Genomic DNA, 21,748 nt, shown 5'->3' with positions numbered 1-21,748 from the left:
GGGTGACCCTGCACTCAGCCGACATCCACCCGCCACGCCGGCGGCAGCCCCTCGATGATGTGCTGCATCAGCGCCCGCACCTTGGGCGTCAGATCACGGCGATCGCTGACGCACAGGAACAACCGCATCGGCTCCGGTGAGGCCTGGGTGCTCGCCGCATCGCCGGGTTCGAACAGCGCCTGCAGCTCGCCACGCGCGAGATAGGGCGCGGCCACGAACGCCGCCAGCCGGGTGATGCCGCCGCCGGCCACCGCCATGGCGGCCAGCGCATCGATGTCGTCACTGACCAGCGCCGGGGTCACCTCGGCATCGAATCGCATGCCATCGCGCACGAAGCCCCACGGCAGGTAACGCCCGTCCAGCGGGTAGCGCAACAGCAGGCAACGATGCTCGCGCAGCGCCTCCGGCGTCAGCGGGATGCCGGCCCGCGCGAGGTACGAGGGCGCCGCGCAGAACACGAACGGCACCTGCGCGATCGGCCGCGCCACCAGGCCTTCCTCCAGTTGCGGCTCGATCCGGATGCTGACGTCCACGTCTTCGTGCGCGTGGTCCACGCTGCGGTCGGTGAGCAGCAGTTCGATCGCCAGGCGCCGGAACCGGGTCTGCAGCGCGGGCAGCAACGGCGCCAGCGCGTGCCGGCCGAACGCGGTACTGCTGGCGATCCGCAGCCGTCCTTCGGGCGTGGCATCGAGGTCGGTCACCGCGGCTTGGGCGCGCTGCAGGTCGCGCTCGATATGGCGCACCTGGGCCAGGTACAGCGCGCCGCGTTCGGTCAGGGCCAGCGTGCGCGTGGTGCGGTTGAGCAGGCGCACGCCCAGATGGGCCTCCAGCCGGGCGATGTTCTGCCCCACCGCCGCCGGGCTGACCCCCAGCGTGCGCGCGGCCGCGGCCAGACTGCCGGCATCGGCGGTCCGGATGAAGCTGCGGATTGACTGGAGAATGTTCATGCTGGCCGCCATTCTCGCGCTCCATTGGAAAGAATTTCTTTATAAAGCGCCAAGCCCATCCGGTCTACCCGCCCCGGCGGCGGCTGCTTATCGTGCCTGTCCCGCAACCGCCAGGTTGCCCGCTCGCCCGGCGCTGTTGCCCGGGCGACGCCGCTTCCGCGCTGTGCCGCCCCCGCTGCCGTCGCGTCCTGCGCACGGCCTGGCCGCCTTTCCCGGAGATGCACATGAACCCAGCGCTCGCCCCTCTCGATACCGACCCGCAGGAAACCCAGGAATGGCGTGAGTCGCTGGAGGCGGTCATCCACGCCGCCGGCCGCCCGCGCGCGCATTACCTGATGGACCAGCTGAGCGAGCTGGACACGGCCCGCCATGGCGACCTGCATGGCCGCGTGTGGACGGCCTACACCAACACCATTCCGGTCGAACGCCAGCCGGCGTATCCGGGCGACCTCGGCATCGAGCGCCGCCTCAACGCGATGATCCGCTGGAACGCGATGGTGATGGTGCTGCGCGCCGGCAAGCACTCCAACGTGGGTGGCCACATCGCCACCTACCAGTCCGCGGCGGTGCTGTACGACGTCGGCTTCGATCACTTCTTCCGTGGCCGCACCGATACCTTCGATGGCGACATGATCTACATCCAGGGCCACTCGGCGCCCGGCATCTACGGCCGCGCGTTCGTCGAAGGCCGCATCGCGCCCGAACGCATGGACAACTTCCGCCGCGAATCCGACCGCGACGGACTGTCCTCGTACCCGCACCCGCGGTTGATGCCGGACTTCTGGCAGTTCCCCACGGTTTCGATGGGGCTGGGCCCGCTCACCGCCGCCTACCAGGCGCGTTACATGCGCTACCTGGAATACCGCGGGCTGAAGGAGCACCAGGGCCGCAAGGTCTGGGCGTTCCTTGGCGATGGTGAAATGGACCAGCCCGAATCGCTGGCCGCCATCTCGGTGGCCGGCCGCGAGCGCCTGGACAACCTGGTGTTCGTGGTGAACTGCAATCTGCAGCGGCTCGACGGCCCGGTGCGCGGCAACGCCAAGGTGATCCAGGAACTGGAAGGCACCTTCCGTGCCGCCGGCTGGAACGTCATCAAGGTGATCTGGGGGGGTGGCTGGGATGCGCTGCTCGCCAAGGACAGCACCGGCCTGCTGCGCCAACGCATGATGGAATGCGTGGACGGCGACTACCAGACCTTCAAGTCGCAGAACGGTGCCTACGTGCGCGAGCATTTCTTCGGCAAGTATCCCGAACTGCTGGCGCTGGTCGCGGACCTGAGCGATGACGACATCTGGGCACTCGCCCGCGGCGGCCACGATCCGCAGAAGGTGTACGCCGCCTACGCGCAGGCCGTCGCCGGCAATGGTCGGCCGAGCGTGATCCTGGCCAAGACGGTGAAAGGCTTCGGCATGGGCGAGGCCGGTGAAGGCCAGAACATCAACCACCAGCTCAAGAAAATGAGCGCCGACGCCGTGCGCGCGTTCCGCGATCGGTTTGACCTGCCGGTCAGCGACGACCAGCTGGAGGACATGCCGTACCTGCGTCCCGCGCCGGGCAGTGCCGAAGCGCGCTATTTCGCACAGCGTCGCCAGGCCCAGGGCGGCCAGCTGCCGGCGCGCGTGACCCATGTCGATCCGTTGCCGGTGCCGGCGCTCTCGGCGTTCGCCACCCAGCTGCAGGGCAGTGGCGAGCGTGGCCAGTCCACCACGATGGGCTTCGTGCGCATCCTCACCACGCTGCTCAAGGATCCCGAACTGGGCAAACTGATCATTCCGATCGTGCCCGATGAATCGCGCACGTTCGGCATGGAAGGCCTGTTCCGCCAGATCGGCATCCACTCCTACCTCGGCCAGCTGTACACGCCGCAGGATGCCGGCCAGCTGAGCTATTACAAGGAAGCCAAGGACGGCCAGATCCTGCAGGAAGGCATCAACGAGTCCGGGGCGATCTGCTCGTGGATCGCCGCCGGCACCGCCTACAGCAACCACGGCCTGGCCACGATTCCGTTCTACATCTTCTATTCGATGTTCGGCCTGCAGCGCGTCGGTGACCTGGCCTGGGCCGCTGCGGATGCACGCACCCGTGGCTTCCTGCTCGGCGCCACCTCCGGCCGCACCACGCTGATGGGCGAGGGCCTGCAGCACGACGACGGCCACAGCCACGTCCTGTCCTCGGTGATCCCGAGCTGTGTGTCCTACGACCCGACCTACAACTTCGAACTGGCGGTGATCATCCAGGACGGCCTGCGCCGGATGTACGTGGACCAGGAAGACATCTACTACTACATCACCGTGCTCAACGAGGCCTATCCGCACCCGGCACTGCCGGAAGGCAGCGAAGCCGGCATCCTCAAGGGCCTGTACCTGCTGCACCCGGCTGTCGCCGACAGTGACCCGGCGCTGCGCGTGCAGCTGATGGGCAGCGGCGCGATCCTGCGCGAAGTGGAAGCCGCGGCCACGTTGCTGCAGCAGGACTTCGGCATCGCCAGCGATGTGTGGAGCGCCACCAGCCTGACCGAACTGCGCCGTGATGGCCTGGCGGCGGAGCGCTGGAACCTGCTGCACCCCGTGGAGGAGCCGCGGGTGCCGTATGTGCAGCAGTGCCTGGCCGCGCACCCGGGCCCGGTGATCGTGGCCACCGACTACATGAAGATCGTCGGCGACCAGATCCGCCCCTTCATCGACGGCCGCCGCTTCACCGCGTTGGGCACCGATGGTTTCGGCCGCTCGGATACGCGCGAGTCACTGCGTACGTTCTTTGAAGTGGACCGCCACTTCATCGTGCTCGCCGCGCTCAAGTCGCTGGCCGACGAGGGCCGGATCGAACGGGCCCAGCTGCAGGTGGCGATCGACCGCTATGGCATCGATGTGGAGAAGGTGGATCCGGCGTCGGTGTAGGTGCCCGACGCCTGGGTTCGATCAATTCCATATCAATCAAGAATCAGCGATCAAGCGATTCTGGCGATCCTGTGACAAAAGCGGCAGTTCCGGTAGCAGAGTAGGAATAGTTTGCGATGGCCGTGAGAGCTAAGCGGCCAACTCTACAAAGGACTCCACCATGAACGTCCGAATTGCCTATGTCTCATCGATACTTATCGCTGTCTCATTCAGTGCATTGGCAGCGCCTTCACAAATAGAAGTCAAAGCCAGGACAGAGTCAGATTTCCAGATACAGCAACTACTGATCGCGCAGCGACACGCGCCGATCAACAGCCAAGTCCGCTTACAGGAGCATATCCAAAATCTATCGCCTGATTCGCCGCTCCGCGTTCTGTCAACTCCGGCGCGTCAGCGATTCGTTGCCTCGTTGCGTTTCAATGAAGCGGGAATTACCAGTCTTGGGTATGAGGACATTGTCAGCGAGCTGACCTACCGCGATGCCCACAGGCTTCTTTCGCTATTCGGTGCAGAGAGGACGTTGGAAAAACTACCACAGTTGCGTGTGGAGACTTTGGATGACGAGAAAATTCGAAGTCTCGCTCGGCCGCCGATGGAGGATGATCATATCGGCTATGCATGTACCGGCCGATCCACGTGCAGTGCATCATCCCAGCAGATTTGTATGACCGGCTGCTGAGCTCGTGCCGGCGATGATCGCTACCTTGCTGGTTCTGGCGATATCGATGCCTGATGTTCAGGTGCACTCTTCCAGTCCAAGTATTCACGAGAAGATCGTGGCTCAGGAAATTGCGCTGTTGGGGCTTACACCCCCAACAGCGCGGAAGATTGCTTAATGAAACCTACGGTGCATTGGTTGATGAAACGATATTTCGGCGGGGATGTGCCGGCATGGAAGATGAAGATGTTGATGATGTCTTCTCTTCGACAGCGCTCATAGCCTTCTATCGCAGGAATGCTCAATGGGTGGAAAGACTCCAATGCCTGCACTCGGCTCTTGCAGATCGTGATAAGGCCGAACTGCGGCACCACCTGAAGTTGCATGGTCTTCTCGTATCCATAAGGCGCTTCGATGATGCAAATGAGCTGCAGAAGCGATACGGGATCCCTGTTCCTGCGTTGCCAACGCTGGATACGGAACTAGGGGGGGGATTGAATGTCATTGACATGGTCGATCAGGGTCGGCTTAAGCACATGGTTCTCTCTCCACGCGTTGAAGCAGGTATACAAGTCATCGCTACTGTTCACCCTTCGTGCGGGTTCTCCAGGCGAGCATTGGATGCAATTTTGAGCAACCCGCGTTACGCGTGGCTACTCCCTTATATACAGCTCGTTGTCCCTAGGGAGCCTGCCTGGCCGGAAGGCTCCATGCGTGCATGGAACGACAATCACCCGACGTATCCCATGTATGCGCAGTCAACTGGCAAAGCATGGGAGCCGATGGAAACGCTTGAGACGCCGGTGTTCCATTTGCTGCACAATGGAGCGCTTGTCGTCAGTGCGACTGGATGGAATGGGGACGGCGCGGAGCTTGATACCATTCGGAGAGCGTTGGAACGCTTGGAACTAAGCAACGAAGCAGGTCGACCCCATCCCCGGTAGGCCTATCGACTTGGTTGCATCTGAGAGCATTGTCCGCACGTCGGCGGTGCTCGCTTACACTGGCCGGATGCGCCCCGATTCCATCCTCACCCTGTCATGCCCGGACCGTACCGGGATCGTCTACCGTGTGTCCGGCCTGCTGTTCGAGCTGGGCTGCAACATCCTCGATGCCCAGCAGTTCGGCGACGACGAGAGCGGCCGGTTCTTCCTGCGCGTGCATTTCGACCGTGCCGCCGAGCAGTCGCTGGGTGACGTGGAAGCGCGCATGGCCACGCTGGCCGCCGAGTTCGGGATGGACTGGCAGCTGCATGACGCCCGCCGCCGTGCGCGCCTGCTGGTGCTGGTGAGCAGGCAGGGGCATTGCCTCAACGACCTGCTGTTCCGTGCGCACAGCCGGCAGCTACAGGTGGACATCGCGGCGGTGGCCTCCAATCACGAGGACTTCGCCGCCCTGGCCGGTTCCTACGGCGTGCCGTTCCATCACCTGCCGGTCAACGCCGACAACCGTGCCGTGCAGGAGCAGCAGATCATCGACCTGGTCGAACGCGAGCAGATCGACCTGGTGGTGCTGGCGCGCTACATGCAGATTCTGTCGCCGCGCCTGTGCGAGGCCCTGGCCGGGCGCGCGATCAACATCCATCACAGCTTCCTGCCCAGCTTCAAAGGCGCGCAGCCGTACCACCAGGCGCACGCGCGCGGGGTCAAGATCATCGGCGCGACCGCGCACTACGTGACCCCGGATCTCGACGAAGGCCCGATCATCGAGCAGGACGTCGCACGCGTGGACCATGCGATGACGCCGCGCGACCTGGTGCGGCTGGGCAGCGATACCGAATCGCAGGTACTGGCCCGCGCGGTACGCCGGCATGTGGAGCATCGCATTCTGCGCAACGGGCATCGCACCGTCGTGTTCCGCTGAACCGGGTGCGGTGCCGGCTGCCTGATGCTGCCTGCGCTTTGATCCGGTAGGTACCGACCGTTGGTCGGTACGCTTTCTGGCCGGCGCCCGGGTTCGCCCGTCAGGCAACCGCGATCTTTGCCTTCGCCAACGCCTCACGCACCATGCCGTCATTGGCCTCGGTGACCGGCCGGGTCAGGTCCCAATGGAATTTGACCCGGAACCCGGACTTCACCGCGTCCTGGGCGCTCCACAGCACGCAGTAATCGCGCGCCAGGCCGCACACATGCACCTCGCGGATGCCGCGCTCATGCAGCCAGCCCGCCAGTCCGGTGGCCGGGCGGGTGCCGTCGGGGCCGTGGTTCTCACGGAAGGCGCTGTAGGAGTCCACGTCGCGCCGGGTGCCCTTGCGCAGGATCAGGTCGGCCACGGTCCAGTCCACGCCCGGGTGCAATGCAGCGCCCGGGCTGCCCTGCACGCAGTGGTCCGGCCACAGGGTCTGCGGCTGCGCGTGCAGCAGGATCGCCTCGAACGGCAGCTGTCCCGGGTGCTGGCTCGCGAACGAGGCATGGTCGGCCGGATGCCAGTCCTGGGTCGCCACCACGGTGCGGTAATGGCGCTCGGCGAGCACCGCGGCGATGCCCGGTACGATCGCATCGCCGTCCACGCAGGCCAGCGCGCCACCGGGCATGAAGTCCGGTTGCAGGTCGATCACGACCAACGCGACATCGGCGGGGTAACGGCTCATGGCGGCTTCACGGCTGTGGGGGCGTCCAGTCTAGCCGACGCCCCCGCAACGGTCAGTCGGCGTCGCCCTGCTTGGAGGTGCCATCGCCGTAATACAGCACCCCCAGCGTGATCCGCTCGCGCCCGGTCTCGCGGCGGTGGCGGTTGGCGTCGCGCAGTGAGTACACGCAGCCGCAGTATTCCTGTTGATAGAACTGCTCGCGCTTGCTGATCTCCACCATCCGCGCGGCGCCGCCGCCCTTGCGCCAGTTGTAATCCCAGTACTGGATGCCCGGGTAGTGTGCGGCGGCGCGGTGGCCACAGTCGTTGATCTGGTTCATGTCCTTCCAGCGCGAGATGCCCAGCGAGCTGCTGATCACCTGGAAGCCATGTTCGTGCGCATACAGCGCGGTGCGCACGAAGCGCATGTCGAAACACATCGTGCAGCGGATGCCGCGCTCGGGCTCGTTCTCCATGCCGCGGGCACGCGAGAACCAGGTGTCGGTGTCGTAGTCAGCGTCGACGAACGGCACGCCATGTTTCTCGGCGAAGCGGATGTTCTCCTGCTTGCGTAGTTCGTATTCCTTCACCGGGTGGATGTTGGGGTTGTAGAAGAAGATCGTGTAGTCGATGCCGGAGGCGGTGATCGCCTCCATGACCTCGCCCGAGCACGGCGCGCAGCACGAATGCAGCAGCAGCCTGGTGTGCCCATCGGGCAGGGACAGGGTGGGACGGTCGATCGGTGTCAGCTGGGGCGTGTTCATGGATTTCTCGTCGACCCCACCGCCGGCAACGGCGGCGATGGGGTCCTTGGGCAGTCTACAAAGGGCAGATCAGGCGGCGTTGGCGTCCGCGGTTTCCTCGCGCAGCTCGCGCGCAGCGGCCACCAGTGCTTCCAGCGCGGCACGGGTTTCCGGCCAGCCACGGGTCTTCAGCCCGCAATCCGGGTTGACCCAGATCTGCTCGGGACGCAGCACCTCGGCGGCCTTGCGCAGCAGTGCCAGCATCTCGGCCTTGTCCGGCACGCGCGGGGAGTGGATGTCGTACACGCCCGGGCCGATCTCGTTGGGGTACTGGAAGCGCACGAAGGCATCCAGCAGTTCCATGCGCGAGCGCGAGGTCTCGATCGAGATCACGTCCGCGTCCATCGCGGCCACCGAGTGGATGATGTCGTTGAACTCGGAATAGCACATGTGGGTGTGGATCTGGGTCGCATCGCGCACGCCGCTGGCACTGATCCGGAAGGCTTCGACCGCCCAGTCCAGGTAGTCGCGCCACTGCGCGCGGCGCAGTGGCAGCCCTTCGCGGATCGCCGGCTCGTCGATCTGGATCACGCCGATGCCGGCCGCTTCCAGATCGGTCACTTCATCGCGCAGGGCCAGCGCGATCTGGCGGCAGGTATCCGCGCGGGACTGGTCATCGCGCACGAACGACCACTGCAGCACCGTCACCGGGCCGGTCAGCATGCCCTTCATCGGCCGCTGGGTGAGCGACTGCGCGTACTGCGACCAGCGCACCGTCATCGGCTGCGGGCGGGTCACATCGCCGAAGATCACCGGCGGCTTCACGCAGCGCGAGCCGTAGCTCTGCACCCAGCCGTTCCTGGTGAAGGCGAATCCATCCAGCTGCTCGCCGAAGTACTCGACCATGTCGTTGCGCTCGAACTCGCCGTGCACCAGCACGTCCAGCCCGATCTGTTCCTGCACGCGCACGCAGTGCTCGGTCTGGGTTGCCAGGAAGGCATCGTAGTCGGCATCGGAGAGCTTGCCGGACTTGTTGCGGGCGCGCGCCTCACGCACCTCCAGCGTCTGCGGGAACGAGCCGATCGTGGTGGTCGGGAAGCGCGGCAGCTTGAGCGCGGCGGCCTGGGCCAGGTGACGCTGCGGGTAGCGGCTGTGGCGCTGGGCATCGGCCGGGGCCAGCGCGGCCAGTCGCGCGGCGACGGCCGGGTTGTGCACGCGCGGCGAGCGGCGACGGGATTCGATGCACGCACGCGAGTGCGCCAGCGGCGCCTCGGCGCGTGCCGGCGCATCGATCGCGTCGGCCAGCACGCGCAGCTCGCCGAGCTTCTGCCGGGAGAACGCCAGCCAGCTGCGCAGTTCGTCATCGAGCTTCTTTTCGTGGTCCAGATCGACCGGGCTGTGCAGCAGCGAACACGAGGGCGCCAGCCACAGCGCATCGCTGCCCACATGGCCGTGCGCGTAGCGCGCCAGCACCAGCGCGTTGTCCAGGTGGGTGCGCCAGATGTTGCGGCCGTTGACTAGCCCGGCCGACAGTACGCGACCGGCCGGCAGCGCCTTGATCACCGCATCCAACTGTTCCGGCGCGCGGACCAGATCCACATGCAGGCCATCGACCGGCAGCGACGCGGCGAGATCGAGGTTGTCCTCCAGCGCACCAAAGTAGGTAGCGACCAGCACCTTCGGGCGGGCGGCCTGGGCCAACACCGCATAGGCGTGCTTGAACGCGGCCCGCGTGGCCTCGTCCAGGTCCTGCACCAGCAGCGGCTCATCCAGCTGCACCCACGAAGCGCCGGCGGCCTTGAGCTCGCCCAGCAGCTGCACGTACACCGGCAGCAGCGCATCGAGCAGGTCCAGCGCGTTGCTGCCATCGGTGGTCTTGGACAGCCGCAGGAAGGTCACCGGCCCGATCAGCACCGGGCGGGTCTCGATCCCCAGCGCCTTGGCCTGGCGGTATTCGGCCAGCGGCTTGTCGCCGCGCACCGTGAAGGTCTGGCCGGCACGCAGTTCGGGCACCAGGTAGTGGTAGTTGGTGTCGAACCACTTGGTCATTTCAAGCGCATGCAGGTCGATGCCATCGCGCTGCAGGCCCCGCGCCATCGCGAAGTAGCCGCTCAGGGGCTCGGCATCGGCGAGCGCGCGGTAGCGGGCCGGGATCGCATCGAACAGGAAGGCGGCATCGAGCACCTGGTCATACAGGCTGAAATCGTTGCTCGGCGGCACATCCACGCCGGCCTCGCGCTGCAGCTGCCAGTGGCGTTCACGCAGTTCGGCCGCGGTGTCCTGCAGCGACGCGGCGCTGCTTTCGCCGGACCAGAAGGCTTCGAGCGCGCGCTTGAGTTCGCGCTTGGCGCCGATGCGCGGAAAACCCAGGGTGGTAACAGTGGTCATTGGAACGTGTCCTCATTGCGTAGGGGCATTGAGGAACGAAGGAACCGCGCGCCGTCCGGGGCCTTGCAGCCCGTTCCGCCCCGCCAGCGACCTTCGCCCCCGCGGGCGAACCGGATGCCGTGAAGCGGACGCACGGGGGCAGCGCCATGCAGGCGGCGTGGCGGCAGGCCCCGGCAACCTCCCCGCGGACGTTCCAGGTCGAATCGGAGGACGGTCGTGTCCTCCGGCCGGGGCCGGTATTCGGGCTGATGGACACGGGCGCGGACGCCCACCTAGTACCTGCCGCTTCCCAGGCGCGAAGGCCCAGTGCTGTTGGCAGGAGTCGTTTCCATTCACCGCTGCGGGGCAGCTCCGGAATGGGCGCACGAGGCGCCTTCACCGGATTCCCGTTTAAATCCATCCCTTCATCTGCATGAAGCGATGGATACCTTCGGCCCGGACAATCTAGTTCGGACCGAACCGCTGGTCAAGGAGAAGTTCCACGTGGCTCCACGGCGAGAAGGATGAGTCGATGCGTTAATCATTAGGCTTCCTTCGAGCCGTCAGTGGGCCGTGGGTCCAGCTCTTCGTTTGCGGCCATACCAGCTTCGATCTTGGAGTCCTGCTGCTTCAGCAGGTTGTCGCGTTTCTCAGACAGTACCTTTGCAAGGGCGCCGAAGCCGGGAATCTTCAAGAGCGTCTCAACCGATTCAGACAATTTCGCACTCTTCTCCAGCACATCCATCACAGGGTGATCGGTCTTGTTGTAGTCAGTGATCAACTTGCCAGGGTTTTCAGCGCTCACTTGAAGTACGTTGAAGAGGAGTCGGGTCCTTAGCTCATTCTTTACTTCGCCGCCATCGGACAGAGATTCAATCTGGTTCGAAAGGCCTGAGAATGTTCTGCCGAGAACCGCTTTGTGCGTGTATTCCTCGATGAGACGTTTAGATAAGTTGAGTCGCTTGTTTGAAGAGTAGGCCAGCCATAGAACGGGGAAGTAGAGCGGCAAAATGGAGATGACCATCTGCGGCGTGTCCCTAATAACCTCTGTCAGCAGAACACCATGCACAAGCTGGTAGATGCCAACGGCGAATGGAATCAGGGATACTGCGATGAGGCCAAAAACTGCATGCCTAAAGCTCTTCTCATGTAGCTTCAAGAAGGCTGATTCGTCGTCCTTCTTGCTTTCATAGGCGGCACTAAGCCCAGCTGCGAGGGCTCCTGGGAGTAGGGCCTTTAGCTGTTCAGAAACGTCCGAAAGCGATGATCTGCCGCCATCTATAAGCGACGAGAACTCGAGCTGCTGACCTTCCAGAACCTTGCGATGGTCTTCCTCAATTTTTGAAACGGCGTTGTCCGACTCATTGGACAGCGCTGAGAGGCGAGAGTTGATTGATTCATACGTCTTTTCCAACTCGTCTCGAAGGCCGTCCACCCGCTCGGTGTTGCCGTCCTCGCCTTCAACGTCGTGCCCGAAGACTTCCTTGTGAAGTTCGTCGAGTTCGGCTTTTCTTTTCAACGAATGATTAAGGAGTAACTTGATGTTGTCTGCTTGGGACTTCGCATCCTGAGACTGTTTGGACAGAGCCTCGAGTTCAGTCGGGATCGCGTCGGCCTGTTCCAAAAATCCATCGACCTTCTCCAGGCGAGCTTGGGCCTCAGAAACAGAGCGCTGTACGGATTCGTTGGCAGCCGACGCTTCTGCGTAGACGTTCAGTGCAGCTCTTGCGGATTGCTCAAGCGTGCTTGCATCCTCTAAGAACCTCTCCTTTCCCGAGGTGAGACTCGACATTGCGTTAGAAATCTCTTGCAGTGCCTCGGATATCTCCGATCGAGCTGACGACATCTCTGCTGCGGTATGATCAACCGTCAAGCGATGAGCTTGGATCGCGGCTAGAGACTCACGCGCCGCCTCCGCAGACTCAGATGTGGAAGAAACAACCTTTCGTTCCAATTCGTCAAATCGGCTGCTCACAGCCTTCTTGAAGCTTTCAAACTCTTGTGGCTCCACGCCCTTATCAAAAATTCCCAAGTTCCATTCCCCCTGTAAGATGCGGTCCTAAATGAATTATCTATTTACTTAGGCCGGTCCCGTCAAGGTGAGCAAGAAGTAAACTGTATTGGCCGGTTGCTCGGACCGATTCTGGTCAGGCCGGCCGGCGAACAGGCCTCATACCGCAAGCACTTTTCAGGCAATTCGCCGCCCGCCCTCTTCCTTGAGATCGGCACTTACGCTTCACGTCTTGTGGTGATAGGGAACTATCCTCGATAAGACCTCTGCCAGTTCATCGCGTGCCTTGGCGGCGTCGTAGACCATCTTCAGATTCATCCAGAAGCCTTCGCTGGTCTCGAAGAAACGCGCCAGCGCCGGCGCGGTGTCGGCCCTGGGGCTGCGGTCTGCACCCAGCGCCCGGGTCACGGTGGATCTGACCTACAACGGGCAGTTCGCCAGCGACGCCCGTGACCAGTCCGCCTGGCTGGGGGTGTACTGGGCCTTCTGGCCCGGGACGACCAGAGTACGGATTGCCGCCCGCTGCATCCGCCCGGGCACTTGCTGCGTATCTCTTCAGGACAATCACCTGGAGTCGCGCATGCGCCACCCGCCTGTCCCCATCGCCGCGTGCCTGCTGCTGGCGCTGTGCCCGTTGCCGGGCATGGCGCAATCCATCCAGCGCCAGGAGGGCCGCGCCTATGCGGCCGTCGGCAGCACCCTGCTGTACCGCGAGAGCCACTGGCTGCAGGGGCCGCCCGAGGCACAGTCGCGGCTGGTGCTGTACCGCTGCAGCGATGGGCGCCCCTTCGCGCGCAAGTGGATAACCCCGCAAGGCAGCCCGCAGACACCGGATTTCACCCTAGACGATGGCCGCGACGGCTATCAGGAAGGTGTGCGCGGCGGTGCCGCCACTCGCCAGGTATCGGTCCGCGCCAGCGCGCAGGCACCGACATTCAGCCGCGCCATCGCGGTTCCGCCGGGCGCGGTGGTGGATGCCGGTTTCGACGCGGCGGTGCGCAGCCATTGGTCTGCGTTGCAGGCGGGGCAGAGCGTGGCGTTCCAGTTCCTGCTGCCCAGCCGTCAGCGCCTGGTACCACTGAAATTGCAACGTACCGGTGCGGTGACCTGGCAGGGCCAGCCGGCCGAGCAGCTGCAGATGAAGCTCGATGCGTGGTTCGGTTTCGCGGTGCCCCCGGTCACCCTGGTCTATGCCACTGCGGACCAGCGTCTTCTGCAGTTCACCGGCACCGGCAACATCCGCGATGAGAAGGGCAGGTTCCCGCAGGTGCGGGTCGAGTTTCCGGCCGCACCGGTCGCCACGTCTGCGGCCGAGTTGTCCGCTGCCCGCACGCAGCCGCTGGTGAAGACATGCGGTGCCTGAGCGCCCCCTTGCAGACAGCGCCGGGAGCAAGCAGGATGCCGATACGCCCGTTATCGACATTGAGCCTGCAATGCCCGAGCTGGACGCCGCCGCCGCCGCATCACACCGCCTGGACGAGTTGCTCGTCCGGGTCGCCGGAGGCGATCGCCAGGCGTTCGAATCGGTCTATCAGCTTGCCTCCGGCCGCCTGTTCGCGATCTGCCTGCAGGTGCTGCGCGACCGCGGCGATGCCGAAGAGGTGCTGCAGGAGGTCTTCACCACGGTCTGGCACAAGGCGGCACAGTTCGACCGTGCCAAGGCCGCGGCCATGACCTGGCTGTCGATGATGGCCCGCAACCGCTCGATCGACCGCCTGCGCGCCGCGCCGCCGCGCGCGCTGGATGATCTGTCGGTGGCCGAGGAACTGCCCGATTTCGCGCCGCAGCCCGCCCAGGTGGCCGAACAGGCATCCGATCACGAGCGCCTGCAGGACTGCCTGGACACGCTGGAGCCGCGCCGTCGCTCGCTGATCCGGCTGGCCTTCCTCGATGGCGCCAGCTATGAAGAACTCGCGCGCCGCATCGGCTCGCCGCTGGGCTCGGTGAAGAGCTGGATCCGCCGGGGCCTGGGCCAACTGCGGGTGTGCCTGGAACGATGAACAGCCGCGACCGCCACGATCTGCATGACGACGGCGAACCGCCGAGCGCCGACATCCTCGCCGGCGAGTACGTGCTGGGGGTGCTCGACGCTGCCCGGCGCGCCGAGGTTGAGCGCCGCATCGCCAGCGATCCCGGCTTCGGCCGGCTGGTGACGCAGTGGGAAAACCGCCTCGCTCCGATGCTGGAGTCGCTCGGAAGCGAAGCCGTGCCCGCGCATCTGTGGCCGCGCATCCGGACCTCGCTGGGCTGGCCGTCGGCAGCCACGGCCTCGCCGCGGCTGTGGCAGCGCACCGGGTTCTGGCAGGGCATGACCGCGCTGGCCGCCGCATTGGCGCTGGTGGCCGTGTTCAGCCGCCGCGATCTGGAGCCTGCCGCACCGGTGTCCACCCCGGTGGCGGTCACGCCGAGCACCCCGACGGCCCCGGCCGAACCGGAGCAGGCGACCAAGCCGGTGACCCCGCTGCTGCACGACGATGGCACGCCGGGCTGGCTGGCCTCGGTCGACACGACCCAGGGCAAGGTGCTGATGGTGCCCGTCCCGGCACCGGCAGACGCGGCCGGTCGCGCGCCGGAGCTGTGGCTGATCCCGGCCGGTGGCGCCCCGCGTTCGCTGGGCCTCGTCTCGATCAACCGTGCCCACACCGTGGCCGTGCCCGACACCCTGCGTGATGCACTTGTGAACGGCTCGGTGCTGGCGATCACGCTGGAGCCCTCCACCGGCGCGCCGCAGGGCATTCCGACCGGCCCGATCATCGCCAAGGGCGATATCGCGAACCTGTAACCGCATGGGTCCGGACTATTTTTCCGGATCCGTGCATCCAAACGGCGCCCGCTCCCGTATCTCCTGATAACGCCTCAGGAGAAGCGAGTCATGTCGGTCAGCCCCACCCCCGACGCAGGACGCACCGCACAGCGACGCCGCTGGGCAACGCTGCTGCGCTGGTTCGACACCCGCACCGATGCGGCGGCCGCCACCGGCCAGCCACAGCGCGTGGACTGGGTGCGGGCGATCCCGTTCGCCGCGATGCACCTGGCCTGCCTGGCGGTGATCTGGGTGGGCGTGTCCTGGGTCGCGGTCGGCGTGGCGGTCGCGCTGTACGCGGTGCGCATGTTCGCGATCACCGCCTTCTACCACCGCTACTTCTCGCACCGTACCTTCCGCACCTCGCGCGCCGTGCAGTTCCTCTTCGCGCTGATCGGCGCCTCCAGCGTGCAGCGCGGCCCGTTGTGGTGGGCCGCGCATCACCGCAATCATCATCGCCATACCGACACGGCGGCCGATCCGCATTCGCCCTCGGTGCATGGCTTCTGGTGGAGCCACATGGGCTGGTTCCTCACGGTCGAGGGCTTCCGTACCGACTGGTCGCGCATCCCCGACCTGGCGAAGTACCCGGAGCTGCGCTGGCTGGATCGCTTCGACACGCTGGTGCCGATCGCCTTGGCCGCCGCGCTGTTCGGCCTGGGTGCCCTGCTGGAGCGCATCGCGCCGTCGTGGGGCACCACCGGTGGGCAGATGCTGGTGTGGGGGTTCTTCATCTCCACTGTCGTGCTGTTCCATGCCACGGTCACGATCAATTCGCTGGCGCACCGCTTCGGCCGCCAGCGTTTCAACACCGGGGACGACAGCCGCAACAATCTGTGGCTCGCCCTGTTGACCTTCGGCGAAGGCTGGCACAACAACCATCACTTCTTCCCGGGGACCGCGCGACAGGGCTTCTACTGGTGGGAAGTGGATGTCACCTGGTATGGCCTGCGGGCGATGGCGGCGCTCGGGCTGGTGCGTGATCTCAAACCCGTGCCGGCCTGGGTGCTGGCCAAGGCGGAGCACTGACATGCGTATCGCCGTGATCGGATCGGGCATCGCCGGCCTCGCGAGTGCGTGGTGGTTGAGCCAGCGGCACGAAGTGACGCTGTTCGAGGCCAATGACTACCTGGGTGGCCATACCCACACGCACGAGGTGGAGATCGACGGCCGCACGCAGGCGGTGGATACCGGCTTCATCGTGTTCAATCCCGCGCACTATCCGTTGCTGACCGGACTGTTCGACGAACTGGGCGTGGCCTCGCAGCCGACCACGATGAGCTTCTCGGTGCACAGCGAACGCAGCGGGCTGGAGTACAACGCCACCTCGCTGGACACGCTGTTCTGCCAGCGCCGCAATCTGGTGTCGCCGCGCTTCTGGGGCATGCTGCGCGACCTGCGCCGTTTCTACCGCGAGGCGCCGGCGCTGCTCGAGCGCGACGATGAAGGCCCCTCGCTGGGCGAATTCCTGGACAAGGGCCGTTACGGCCGCACCTTCATCGACGAACACCTGCTGCCGATGGCCTCGGCGCTGTGGTCGTCGCCGACGGCCAGTCTGGCCGCGTTCCCGGCGCGCTACCTCGTGCAGTTCATGGCCAATCACCAGATGCTGCAGATGACCGGGCGCGCACCGTGGCGCGTGGTGCAGGGCGGCTCGGCGCGGTATGTCGACGCGCTGCGCCGTCGCTGGCAGGTGCGTGAGCGCCTGGAGTGCCCGGTATTCGGCGTGGAGCGCCACGAGCATGGCGTGCGCGTGCAAAGCGCTACCGGGCTGGAAGGCTTCGACCAGCTGGTGCTGGCCTGCCACAGCGACCAGGCACTGGCCCTGCTGTCCGATGCCGATCTCACCGAGCGCGCGGTGCTGGGCGCGATCCGCTACCAGCACAACGAGGTCGTGCTGCACACCGATGCCAGCCTGCTGCCGCGCGACCGCAAGGCGTGGGCGGCGTGGAACGCGCACGTACCGCGCGATCCGCTGGCGCCGTGCACGGTGAGCTACTGCATGAACCTGCTGCAGGGCATCGACACGCCGACGCCGTTGGTGGTCACCCTCAACCGCAGCGCTGCGATCGATCCGGCCTCCGTGCTGCGCCGCCTGCAGTACGCCCATCCGGTGCACGACCACGCGATGGTGCGGGCGCAGCAGCGCTGGGCGGAGATCCAGGGCCACCGCCGTACCTGGTTCGCCGGTGCGTACTGGGGCTGGGGCTTCCACGAGGATGGCATCCGCAGTGCGCGACGCGTGGTCGATGCGCTGCAGGCGCTGGATGCCGAGTCGTACTGGCCGCTGGCCGAGGCGCTGCCGGCATGAGCGCCAGTGCGATCTACCGCGGCTGGATGCGCCATCGGCGGCACGCGCCGCACGCGCATGCATTCCGCTACCCGATCGCGCAGCTGCTGCTGGACCTGGACGAACTGCCGCGCCTGTTCGAGCGGCGCTGGCTGTGGTCGGTCGGCCGCCGCAACGTGGTCGAGTTCCGCCGCAGCGATTATCTCGGCGTACCCGATCAGCCGCTGGCCGATGCCGTGCGCGCACGCATCACCGAGGCACTGGGCCGCGCGCCTGCCGGACCGATCCGCCTGCTGACGCATCCGCGCTATGCCGGGCATGTGTTCAATCCGGTGAGCTTCTACTACTGCTATGCCGCCGATGGCAGCACGCTGGACAGCATCGTCGCGGAGATCACCAACACGCCGTGGAAGGAGCGCCATGCCTACGTGCTGCCGGTAGCGCAGGCCGACGCCCGGGGCCGCGCGCTGTGCTGGACGTTCGACAAGCAGTTCCATGTCTCGCCCTTCATGCCGATGGACTGCGAGTACCGCTGGCGCTTCACCGCGCCGGGCGACGACCTGCACGTGCACATGCAGGTCTGGCGCGAGGGCGCATGCCAGTTCGATGCCGACCTGGTCATGCGGCGCCATCCGCTCACCGGTCGTGGCCTGGCCGGCGTGCTGCTGCGCTACCCGCTGATGACCCTCAAGGTCGTTGCCGCGATCCACTGGCAGGCGCTGCGCCTGTGGCTGAAGCGCACCCCCGTCCACGACCATCCTTCTCTTGCCGGAAAATCCCCATGAACGACATGACCCGTGCGGTGGCCGTGCCGCAACCGTCCGCCCTCGAAGGGTTCCTGCGCGCACGCCTGTTGGCGCAGCTGGCGCCGCTGCGCGGCGGGCATCTGCGGCTGCGCGACGCCGTGGGCGATGTGGTGATCGGCGATCCGGACGCCACGCCCCAGGTGACGGTCTGGGTGGACGACCCCGGCTTCTACCGCGCGGTCGCCGCGCAGGGCAGTGTCGGTGCGGGCGAGGCCTACATCCGCGGTGACTGGCGCTGCGATGACCTGGTCGCGCTGGTGCAGCTGCTGGTACGCAACCGCGATCTGCTCGACGGCATGGAGCGCGGCCCGGCCCGCCTGGGCGGCTGGCTGCTGAAAGGCTGGAACCGGCTCCGCCGAAACACGCGCGAAGGCAGCCGCCGCAACATCGCCGCGCACTACGACCTGGGCAATCCGTTCTTCTCGCTGTTCCTGTCGCCGGACCTGATGTACTCCTCGGCGCTGTATGCCAGCCCGGACGACACGCTGGAGGCTGCGTCCGAGCGCAAGCTGGCGCGCATCTGCGAGCAGCTGCAGCTGACTGCGGGCGACCGCGTGGTCGAGATCGGCACCGGCTGGGGCGGCTTCGCGCTGTACGCGGCGCGCCATATCGGTTGCCACGTCACCACCACCACCATCTCGGTCGAGCAGTACACGCTGGCAAAGCAGCGGGTCGAGGCGGCCGGCCTGCAGGACAAGGTGACCCTGCTGCTCAAGGATTACCGCGATCTGGACGGGCAGTACGACAAGCTGGTCTCCATCGAGATGATCGAGGCGATCGGCGCGCAGTACCTGGACACCTACTTCGCCACGCTGACCCGCCTGCTCAAGGACGATGGCCTCGCGCTGCTGCAGGCCATCACCATCGAAGACCAGCGTTACGAGCAGGCCCGGCGCAGCGTGGACTACATCAAGCGCTTCGTGTTCCCCGGCAGCTTCATCCCCTCGATCAACGCGATCGTCGCGGCCAAGACCCGCAGCAGCGACCTGCAGCTGATCGGCCAGCACGATTTCGGCCCGTCCTATGCACTCACCCTCCGCGCGTGGCGCCAGCGGTTCCTGGCCCAGCTGCCCGCAGTGCGCGCGCAGGGCTTCGATGCACGCTTCATCCGTCTGTGGGAGTTCTATCTCGCGTACTGCGAAGGTGGCTTCCTGGAGCGCTCCATCGGTGTCTCGCACCTGCTGATGGCGCGTCCGGGCTACCGGCCCGCGCTGATCGCCGGGGAGGGCTGAGGTGCCCCGTTTCTGGGCCAACGTGATCGGCAACCAGCTGGTCTGGCTGTGCGCCGTGATCGGTGCCGGCCACGGGCTGCGCTGGCCCGCGCTGGTGGCGGCGGCGGTGTATGTGGGCAGCCAGTTGGCGTTGTCGGCACAACCGTCGGTCGAACTCAAACTGATGCTGGTGGCGATCGGCTGCGGGCTGGTCGTTGACGGGTTGGCCGGCGCTTCCGGGTGGGTGCTTTACGCGGCCGGCAATGAACTCGCGTGGGTCGCCCCGGTCTGGATCCTCGCACTGTGGGCCGCGTTCGCGATGACGCTCACGGTGTCGTTCGCGGTGCTGCAGCGTCATCTGGTCATTGCCACGCTGGTCGGCCTGCTGCTGGCGCCGCTGGCGTATCTGTCCGCCGCGCGCGGCTGGTCGTCGGTGGTGTTCGCTACACCGCAGTGGCACGGCGTGCTGCTGCTTGGCATCGGCTGGGCGATCGCGCTGCCGGTACTTGCGGCGTGCGCCCGTCATTGGCAGCGCCACGCCGCACCGATGCGCCCACTCGTTCCGGGAGAGACACGATGAAGATGCTGTGGTGGGTGTGGCTGTACGCCGCCGTGATCATGACCTTGGGCTGGTGGTGGCAGCGCCGGCACCAGAACATCGGCGTGGTGGATGTGCTCTGGGCCAAGGGCGTCGGCGCGTCGGCCCTGCTGCTGGCACTGTTGGGCGACGGCGCGGCGATGCCGCGGATCGCGCTGGCGGTGCTGGGCGGCCTGTGGGGCTCACGCCTGGCACTGCACCTGTGGCACCGCGTGCGCAGCGAGCCCGAGGATGGCCGCTACCAGCACCTGCGCAGGCACTGGAACGGCCACCAGGGAAAGATCTTCGGCTTCTTCCAGTTCCAGGCGCTGTTGATCGTGCTGTTCGCGCTGCCGTTCGTGGCGGTGTCGGTGAATCCGGCACCCCAGGGCTGGGGCTGGCTGATCGCGGCCATCGCGATGTGGCTGCTGAGCGTGGGCGGCGAATCGCTGGCGGATCGTCAGCTGGCGCGCTTCCGTGCCGATCCGGCCAACAAGGGCAAGACCTGCCGTGACGGGCTGTGGCGGTACTCGCGGCATCCCAACTATTTCTTCGAGTGGCTGCACTGGTTCACCTACGTGCTGCTCGCCGTGCAGTCGCCGCTGTGGTGGCTGGCCTGGTCCGGGCCACTGGTGATGTACGTGTTCCTGCGCTGGGTCAGCGGGATTCCCTTCACCGAGGCGCAGGCATTGCGTTCGCGTGGCGAGGATTACCGCGAGTACCAGCGCACCACGCCGATGCTGTTTCCGTGGTTCCCCTCCCGCTCGTCGCATGCCCGCAAGGAATCTTCCCCATGAATGTCGCCAGTGACCGTCTTCCGCTACCGGACTACGCACCGGGCCTGACCGGCCTGGCCGAACGCGGACTGCTGCCCGATGCCCTGCTGCGGCTGGGCATCCGCCGCCAGTGCGAGCAGCGCCTGCGCGAAGAGCTCGCCGGCGGCCAGCAGGTGCAGTCGCAGCGCTTTGCCGCGCGCATCGCCGGGCTGGCCAGCAGCGCCGTGGCGCTGCACGTGGATGCCGCCAACCGCCAGCACTACGAGGTGCCGGCCGAGTTCTTCCACCGTTGCCTGGGCAAGCGCCTGAAGTACAGCAGCTGCTACTACGCCACCGGCACGGAAACGCTGGACGAGGCTGAAGAGGCGATGCTGGCGCTGTACGGCGAGCGCGCACAGCTGGCCGATGGGCAGCACATCCTGGAGCTGGGCTGCGGCTGGGGGTCGCTGACGCTGTGGATGGCCGAGCGCTATCCGAACGCGCAGATCACCGCGGTATCCAATTCCAACAGCCAGCGCGAGTACATCCTGGGCCAGTGCCGCGCGCGTGGCCTGATCAACGTCACCGTGCTGACCCGTGACGTGAACCATCTGATGCTGGATGCGGAGACCTTCGATCGCTGCGTGTCGATCGAGATGTTCGAGCACATGCGCAACTACCCGCAGCTGCTGCAGCGCATCCACCGCTGGCTGCGCCCGGAGGGCAAGCTGTTCGTGCACATCTTCGTGCACCGCACGCTGATGTACCCGTTCGAGACCGAGGGCGATGACAACTGGATGGGTCGCCACTTCTTCACCGGTGGCCTGATGCCGGCCGCCGATACCCTGCTGTTCTTCCAGCAGCACCTGCAGCTGCAGCAGCGCTGGCTGCTCGATGGCACCCACTACGAGCGCACCGCCAACCATTGGCTGGCCAACCAGGACCGCGAGAAAGAGGCGGTGATGGCTGTGCTGCGCCAGACCTACGGCGATGCCTCGGCCGCGCTGTGGCACCAGCGCTGGCGCATGTTCTGGATGGCCTGCGCGGAGCTGTTCGGCTATCAGCAGGGCCAACAGTGGCAGGTGGCCCATTACCTGTTCAACCGTCCGTGATCA

At 65.9% G+C, this 21,748-nt stretch carries 20 protein-coding genes and 1 riboswitch; of the genes, 14 read left to right on the top strand and 6 right to left on the bottom strand.

Going from position 1 to position 21,748, the window contains the following annotated elements:
• Positions 1 to 14: 14 nt before the first annotated feature.
• A complete protein-coding gene (locus tag ABE424_RS16465) occupies positions 15 to 947 on the bottom strand; it encodes a LysR substrate-binding domain-containing protein (protein WP_346491733.1) in 933 nt (310 codons plus the stop codon).
• A gap of 224 nt (positions 948 to 1,171) precedes the next feature.
• Between ABE424_RS16465 and aceE the strand changes: the two genes are divergently transcribed.
• The 4 genes from aceE to purU all read left to right on the top strand — a co-directional run bounded on the left by aceE (position 1,172) and on the right by purU (position 6,365).
• On the top strand, positions 1,172 to 3,844 hold the full coding sequence (gene aceE / locus ABE424_RS16460; RefSeq protein ID WP_346491732.1) for a pyruvate dehydrogenase (acetyl-transferring), homodimeric type: 2,673 nt from the start codon (positions 1,172 to 1,174) through the stop codon (positions 3,842 to 3,844).
• A 160-nt stretch (positions 3,845 to 4,004) separates the two neighbouring features.
• Positions 4,005 to 4,523 carry a hypothetical protein gene (locus ABE424_RS16455; RefSeq protein ID WP_346491731.1) on the top strand — a complete coding sequence of 173 codons (519 nt, stop codon included), beginning with the start codon at positions 4,005 to 4,007 and terminating at the stop codon, positions 4,521 to 4,523.
• A gap of 212 nt (positions 4,524 to 4,735) precedes the next feature.
• Positions 4,736 to 5,446, top strand: a complete 711-nt coding sequence (locus ABE424_RS16450) for a hypothetical protein (protein ID WP_346491730.1) — start codon at positions 4,736 to 4,738, stop codon at positions 5,444 to 5,446.
• Between the two features lie 67 nt (positions 5,447 to 5,513).
• Positions 5,514 to 6,365, top strand: coding sequence for a formyltetrahydrofolate deformylase (gene purU / locus ABE424_RS16445; RefSeq protein ID WP_346491729.1), 852 nt, complete (start codon positions 5,514 to 5,516; stop codon positions 6,363 to 6,365).
• 100 nt (positions 6,366 to 6,465) lie between these two features.
• Here the strand turns inward: purU and pncA are convergent, their stop codons facing one another.
• The 5 genes from pncA to ABE424_RS16420 form a co-directional block, all read right to left on the bottom strand.
• Positions 6,466 to 7,092, bottom strand: a complete 627-nt coding sequence (pncA, locus tag ABE424_RS16440; RefSeq protein WP_346491728.1) for a bifunctional nicotinamidase/pyrazinamidase — start codon at positions 7,090 to 7,092, stop codon at positions 6,466 to 6,468.
• Between the two features lie 52 nt (positions 7,093 to 7,144).
• Complete coding sequence (locus ABE424_RS16435) at positions 7,145 to 7,834, bottom strand: epoxyqueuosine reductase QueH (RefSeq protein WP_346491727.1); 690 nt, start codon at positions 7,832 to 7,834, stop codon at positions 7,145 to 7,147.
• A gap of 69 nt (positions 7,835 to 7,903) precedes the next feature.
• Positions 7,904 to 10,201, bottom strand: a complete 2,298-nt coding sequence (gene metE / locus ABE424_RS16430) for a 5-methyltetrahydropteroyltriglutamate--homocysteine S-methyltransferase (RefSeq protein ID WP_346491726.1) — start codon at positions 10,199 to 10,201, stop codon at positions 7,904 to 7,906.
• A gap of 213 nt (positions 10,202 to 10,414) precedes the next feature.
• Positions 10,415 to 10,648: riboswitch (cobalamin riboswitch) on the bottom strand.
• Between the two features lie 76 nt (positions 10,649 to 10,724).
• Positions 10,725 to 12,212 carry a hypothetical protein gene (locus ABE424_RS16425; RefSeq protein WP_346466241.1) on the bottom strand — a complete coding sequence of 496 codons (1,488 nt, stop codon included), beginning with the start codon at positions 12,210 to 12,212 and terminating at the stop codon, positions 10,725 to 10,727.
• A gap of 204 nt (positions 12,213 to 12,416) precedes the next feature.
• The gene (locus ABE424_RS16420) at positions 12,417 to 12,599 is read right to left on the bottom strand and encodes a hypothetical protein (RefSeq protein ID WP_346491725.1); all 183 of its coding nucleotides are present in this window, start codon (positions 12,597 to 12,599) and stop codon (positions 12,417 to 12,419) included.
• 172 nt (positions 12,600 to 12,771) lie between these two features.
• On the opposite strand from ABE424_RS16420, the gene ABE424_RS16415 reads away from it, so the two are divergent.
• From ABE424_RS16415 to ABE424_RS16370, 10 genes are all read left to right on the top strand, one after another.
• Positions 12,772 to 13,554 (top strand): hypothetical protein, encoded by a 783-nt coding sequence (locus ABE424_RS16415; RefSeq protein WP_346491724.1) that lies wholly within the window; start codon positions 12,772 to 12,774, stop codon positions 13,552 to 13,554.
• 70 nt (positions 13,555 to 13,624) lie between these two features.
• Positions 13,625 to 14,191, top strand: coding sequence for a sigma-70 family RNA polymerase sigma factor (locus ABE424_RS16410; protein ID WP_241696580.1), 567 nt, complete (start codon positions 13,625 to 13,627; stop codon positions 14,189 to 14,191).
• Positions 14,188 to 14,973, top strand: coding sequence for an anti-sigma factor (locus ABE424_RS16405; protein ID WP_346491723.1), 786 nt, complete (start codon positions 14,188 to 14,190; stop codon positions 14,971 to 14,973). Before ABE424_RS16410 ends, ABE424_RS16405 begins: the two co-directional genes overlap by 4 nt.
• 90 nt (positions 14,974 to 15,063) lie before the next feature.
• The gene (locus tag ABE424_RS16400; protein ID WP_179460495.1) at positions 15,064 to 16,023 is read left to right on the top strand and encodes an acyl-CoA desaturase; all 960 of its coding nucleotides are present in this window, start codon (positions 15,064 to 15,066) and stop codon (positions 16,021 to 16,023) included.
• Between the two features lies 1 nt (position 16,024).
• Positions 16,025 to 17,305 carry an FAD-dependent oxidoreductase gene (locus ABE424_RS16395; RefSeq protein ID WP_346491722.1) on the top strand — a complete coding sequence of 427 codons (1,281 nt, stop codon included), beginning with the start codon at positions 16,025 to 16,027 and terminating at the stop codon, positions 17,303 to 17,305.
• Positions 17,302 to 18,069 (top strand): DUF1365 domain-containing protein, encoded by a 768-nt coding sequence (locus tag ABE424_RS16390; RefSeq protein ID WP_346491721.1) that lies wholly within the window; start codon positions 17,302 to 17,304, stop codon positions 18,067 to 18,069. Before ABE424_RS16395 ends, ABE424_RS16390 begins: the two co-directional genes overlap by 4 nt.
• Complete coding sequence (locus tag ABE424_RS16385; protein ID WP_346491720.1) at positions 18,066 to 19,322, top strand: cyclopropane-fatty-acyl-phospholipid synthase family protein; 1,257 nt, start codon at positions 18,066 to 18,068, stop codon at positions 19,320 to 19,322. Before ABE424_RS16390 ends, ABE424_RS16385 begins: the two co-directional genes overlap by 4 nt.
• Before the next feature lies 1 nt (position 19,323).
• Complete coding sequence (locus ABE424_RS16380; RefSeq protein WP_346491719.1) at positions 19,324 to 19,881, top strand: DUF2878 domain-containing protein; 558 nt, start codon at positions 19,324 to 19,326, stop codon at positions 19,879 to 19,881.
• Positions 19,878 to 20,675, top strand: a complete 798-nt coding sequence (locus tag ABE424_RS16375) for a DUF1295 domain-containing protein (RefSeq protein WP_346491718.1) — start codon at positions 19,878 to 19,880, stop codon at positions 20,673 to 20,675. Before ABE424_RS16380 ends, ABE424_RS16375 begins: the two co-directional genes overlap by 4 nt.
• Positions 20,672 to 21,745: a class I SAM-dependent methyltransferase gene (locus ABE424_RS16370; RefSeq protein WP_346478450.1), complete on the top strand. Its 1,074-nt coding sequence runs from the start codon at positions 20,672 to 20,674 to the stop codon at positions 21,743 to 21,745. The genes ABE424_RS16375 and ABE424_RS16370 overlap by 4 nt, the downstream gene beginning before the upstream one ends.
• Positions 21,746 to 21,748: the final 3 nt, after the last annotated feature.

Source organism: Stenotrophomonas sp. TWI1149, assembly GCF_039673155.1.
Classification (GTDB): domain Bacteria; phylum Pseudomonadota; class Gammaproteobacteria; order Xanthomonadales; family Xanthomonadaceae; genus Stenotrophomonas; species Stenotrophomonas maltophilia_AA.
This window is presented reverse-complemented; position numbering and strand designations above follow the sequence as displayed.

Bases quoted from the DNA above. Each gene is read 5' to 3' on its own strand.
- ABE424_RS16465 (WP_346491733.1), bottom strand. From the start codon at position 947: ATGAACATTCTCCAGTCAATCCGCAGCTTCATCCGGACCGCCGATGCC.
- aceE (WP_346491732.1), top strand. From the start codon at position 1,172: ATGAACCCAGCGCTCGCCCCTCTCGATACCGACCCGCAGGAAACCCAG.
- ABE424_RS16455 (WP_346491731.1), top strand. From the start codon at position 4,005: ATGAACGTCCGAATTGCCTATGTCTCATCGATACTTATCGCTGTCTCA.
- ABE424_RS16450 (WP_346491730.1), top strand. From the start codon at position 4,736: ATGGAAGATGAAGATGTTGATGATGTCTTCTCTTCGACAGCGCTCATA.
- purU (WP_346491729.1), top strand. From the start codon at position 5,514: ATGCGCCCCGATTCCATCCTCACCCTGTCATGCCCGGACCGTACCGGG.
- pncA (WP_346491728.1), bottom strand. From the start codon at position 7,092: ATGAGCCGTTACCCCGCCGATGTCGCGTTGGTCGTGATCGACCTGCAA.
- ABE424_RS16435 (WP_346491727.1), bottom strand. From the start codon at position 7,834: ATGAACACGCCCCAGCTGACACCGATCGACCGTCCCACCCTGTCCCTG.
- metE (WP_346491726.1), bottom strand. From the start codon at position 10,201: ATGACCACTGTTACCACCCTGGGTTTTCCGCGCATCGGCGCCAAGCGC.
- ABE424_RS16415 (WP_346491724.1), top strand. From the start codon at position 12,772: ATGCGCCACCCGCCTGTCCCCATCGCCGCGTGCCTGCTGCTGGCGCTG.
- ABE424_RS16410 (WP_241696580.1), top strand. From the start codon at position 13,625: ATGCCCGAGCTGGACGCCGCCGCCGCCGCATCACACCGCCTGGACGAG.
- ABE424_RS16405 (WP_346491723.1), top strand. From the start codon at position 14,188: ATGAACAGCCGCGACCGCCACGATCTGCATGACGACGGCGAACCGCCG.
- ABE424_RS16400 (WP_179460495.1), top strand. From the start codon at position 15,064: ATGTCGGTCAGCCCCACCCCCGACGCAGGACGCACCGCACAGCGACGC.
- ABE424_RS16395 (WP_346491722.1), top strand. From the start codon at position 16,025: ATGCGTATCGCCGTGATCGGATCGGGCATCGCCGGCCTCGCGAGTGCG.
- ABE424_RS16390 (WP_346491721.1), top strand. From the start codon at position 17,302: ATGAGCGCCAGTGCGATCTACCGCGGCTGGATGCGCCATCGGCGGCAC.
- ABE424_RS16385 (WP_346491720.1), top strand. From the start codon at position 18,066: ATGAACGACATGACCCGTGCGGTGGCCGTGCCGCAACCGTCCGCCCTC.
- ABE424_RS16375 (WP_346491718.1), top strand. From the start codon at position 19,878: ATGAAGATGCTGTGGTGGGTGTGGCTGTACGCCGCCGTGATCATGACC.
- ABE424_RS16370 (WP_346478450.1), top strand. From the start codon at position 20,672: ATGAATGTCGCCAGTGACCGTCTTCCGCTACCGGACTACGCACCGGGC.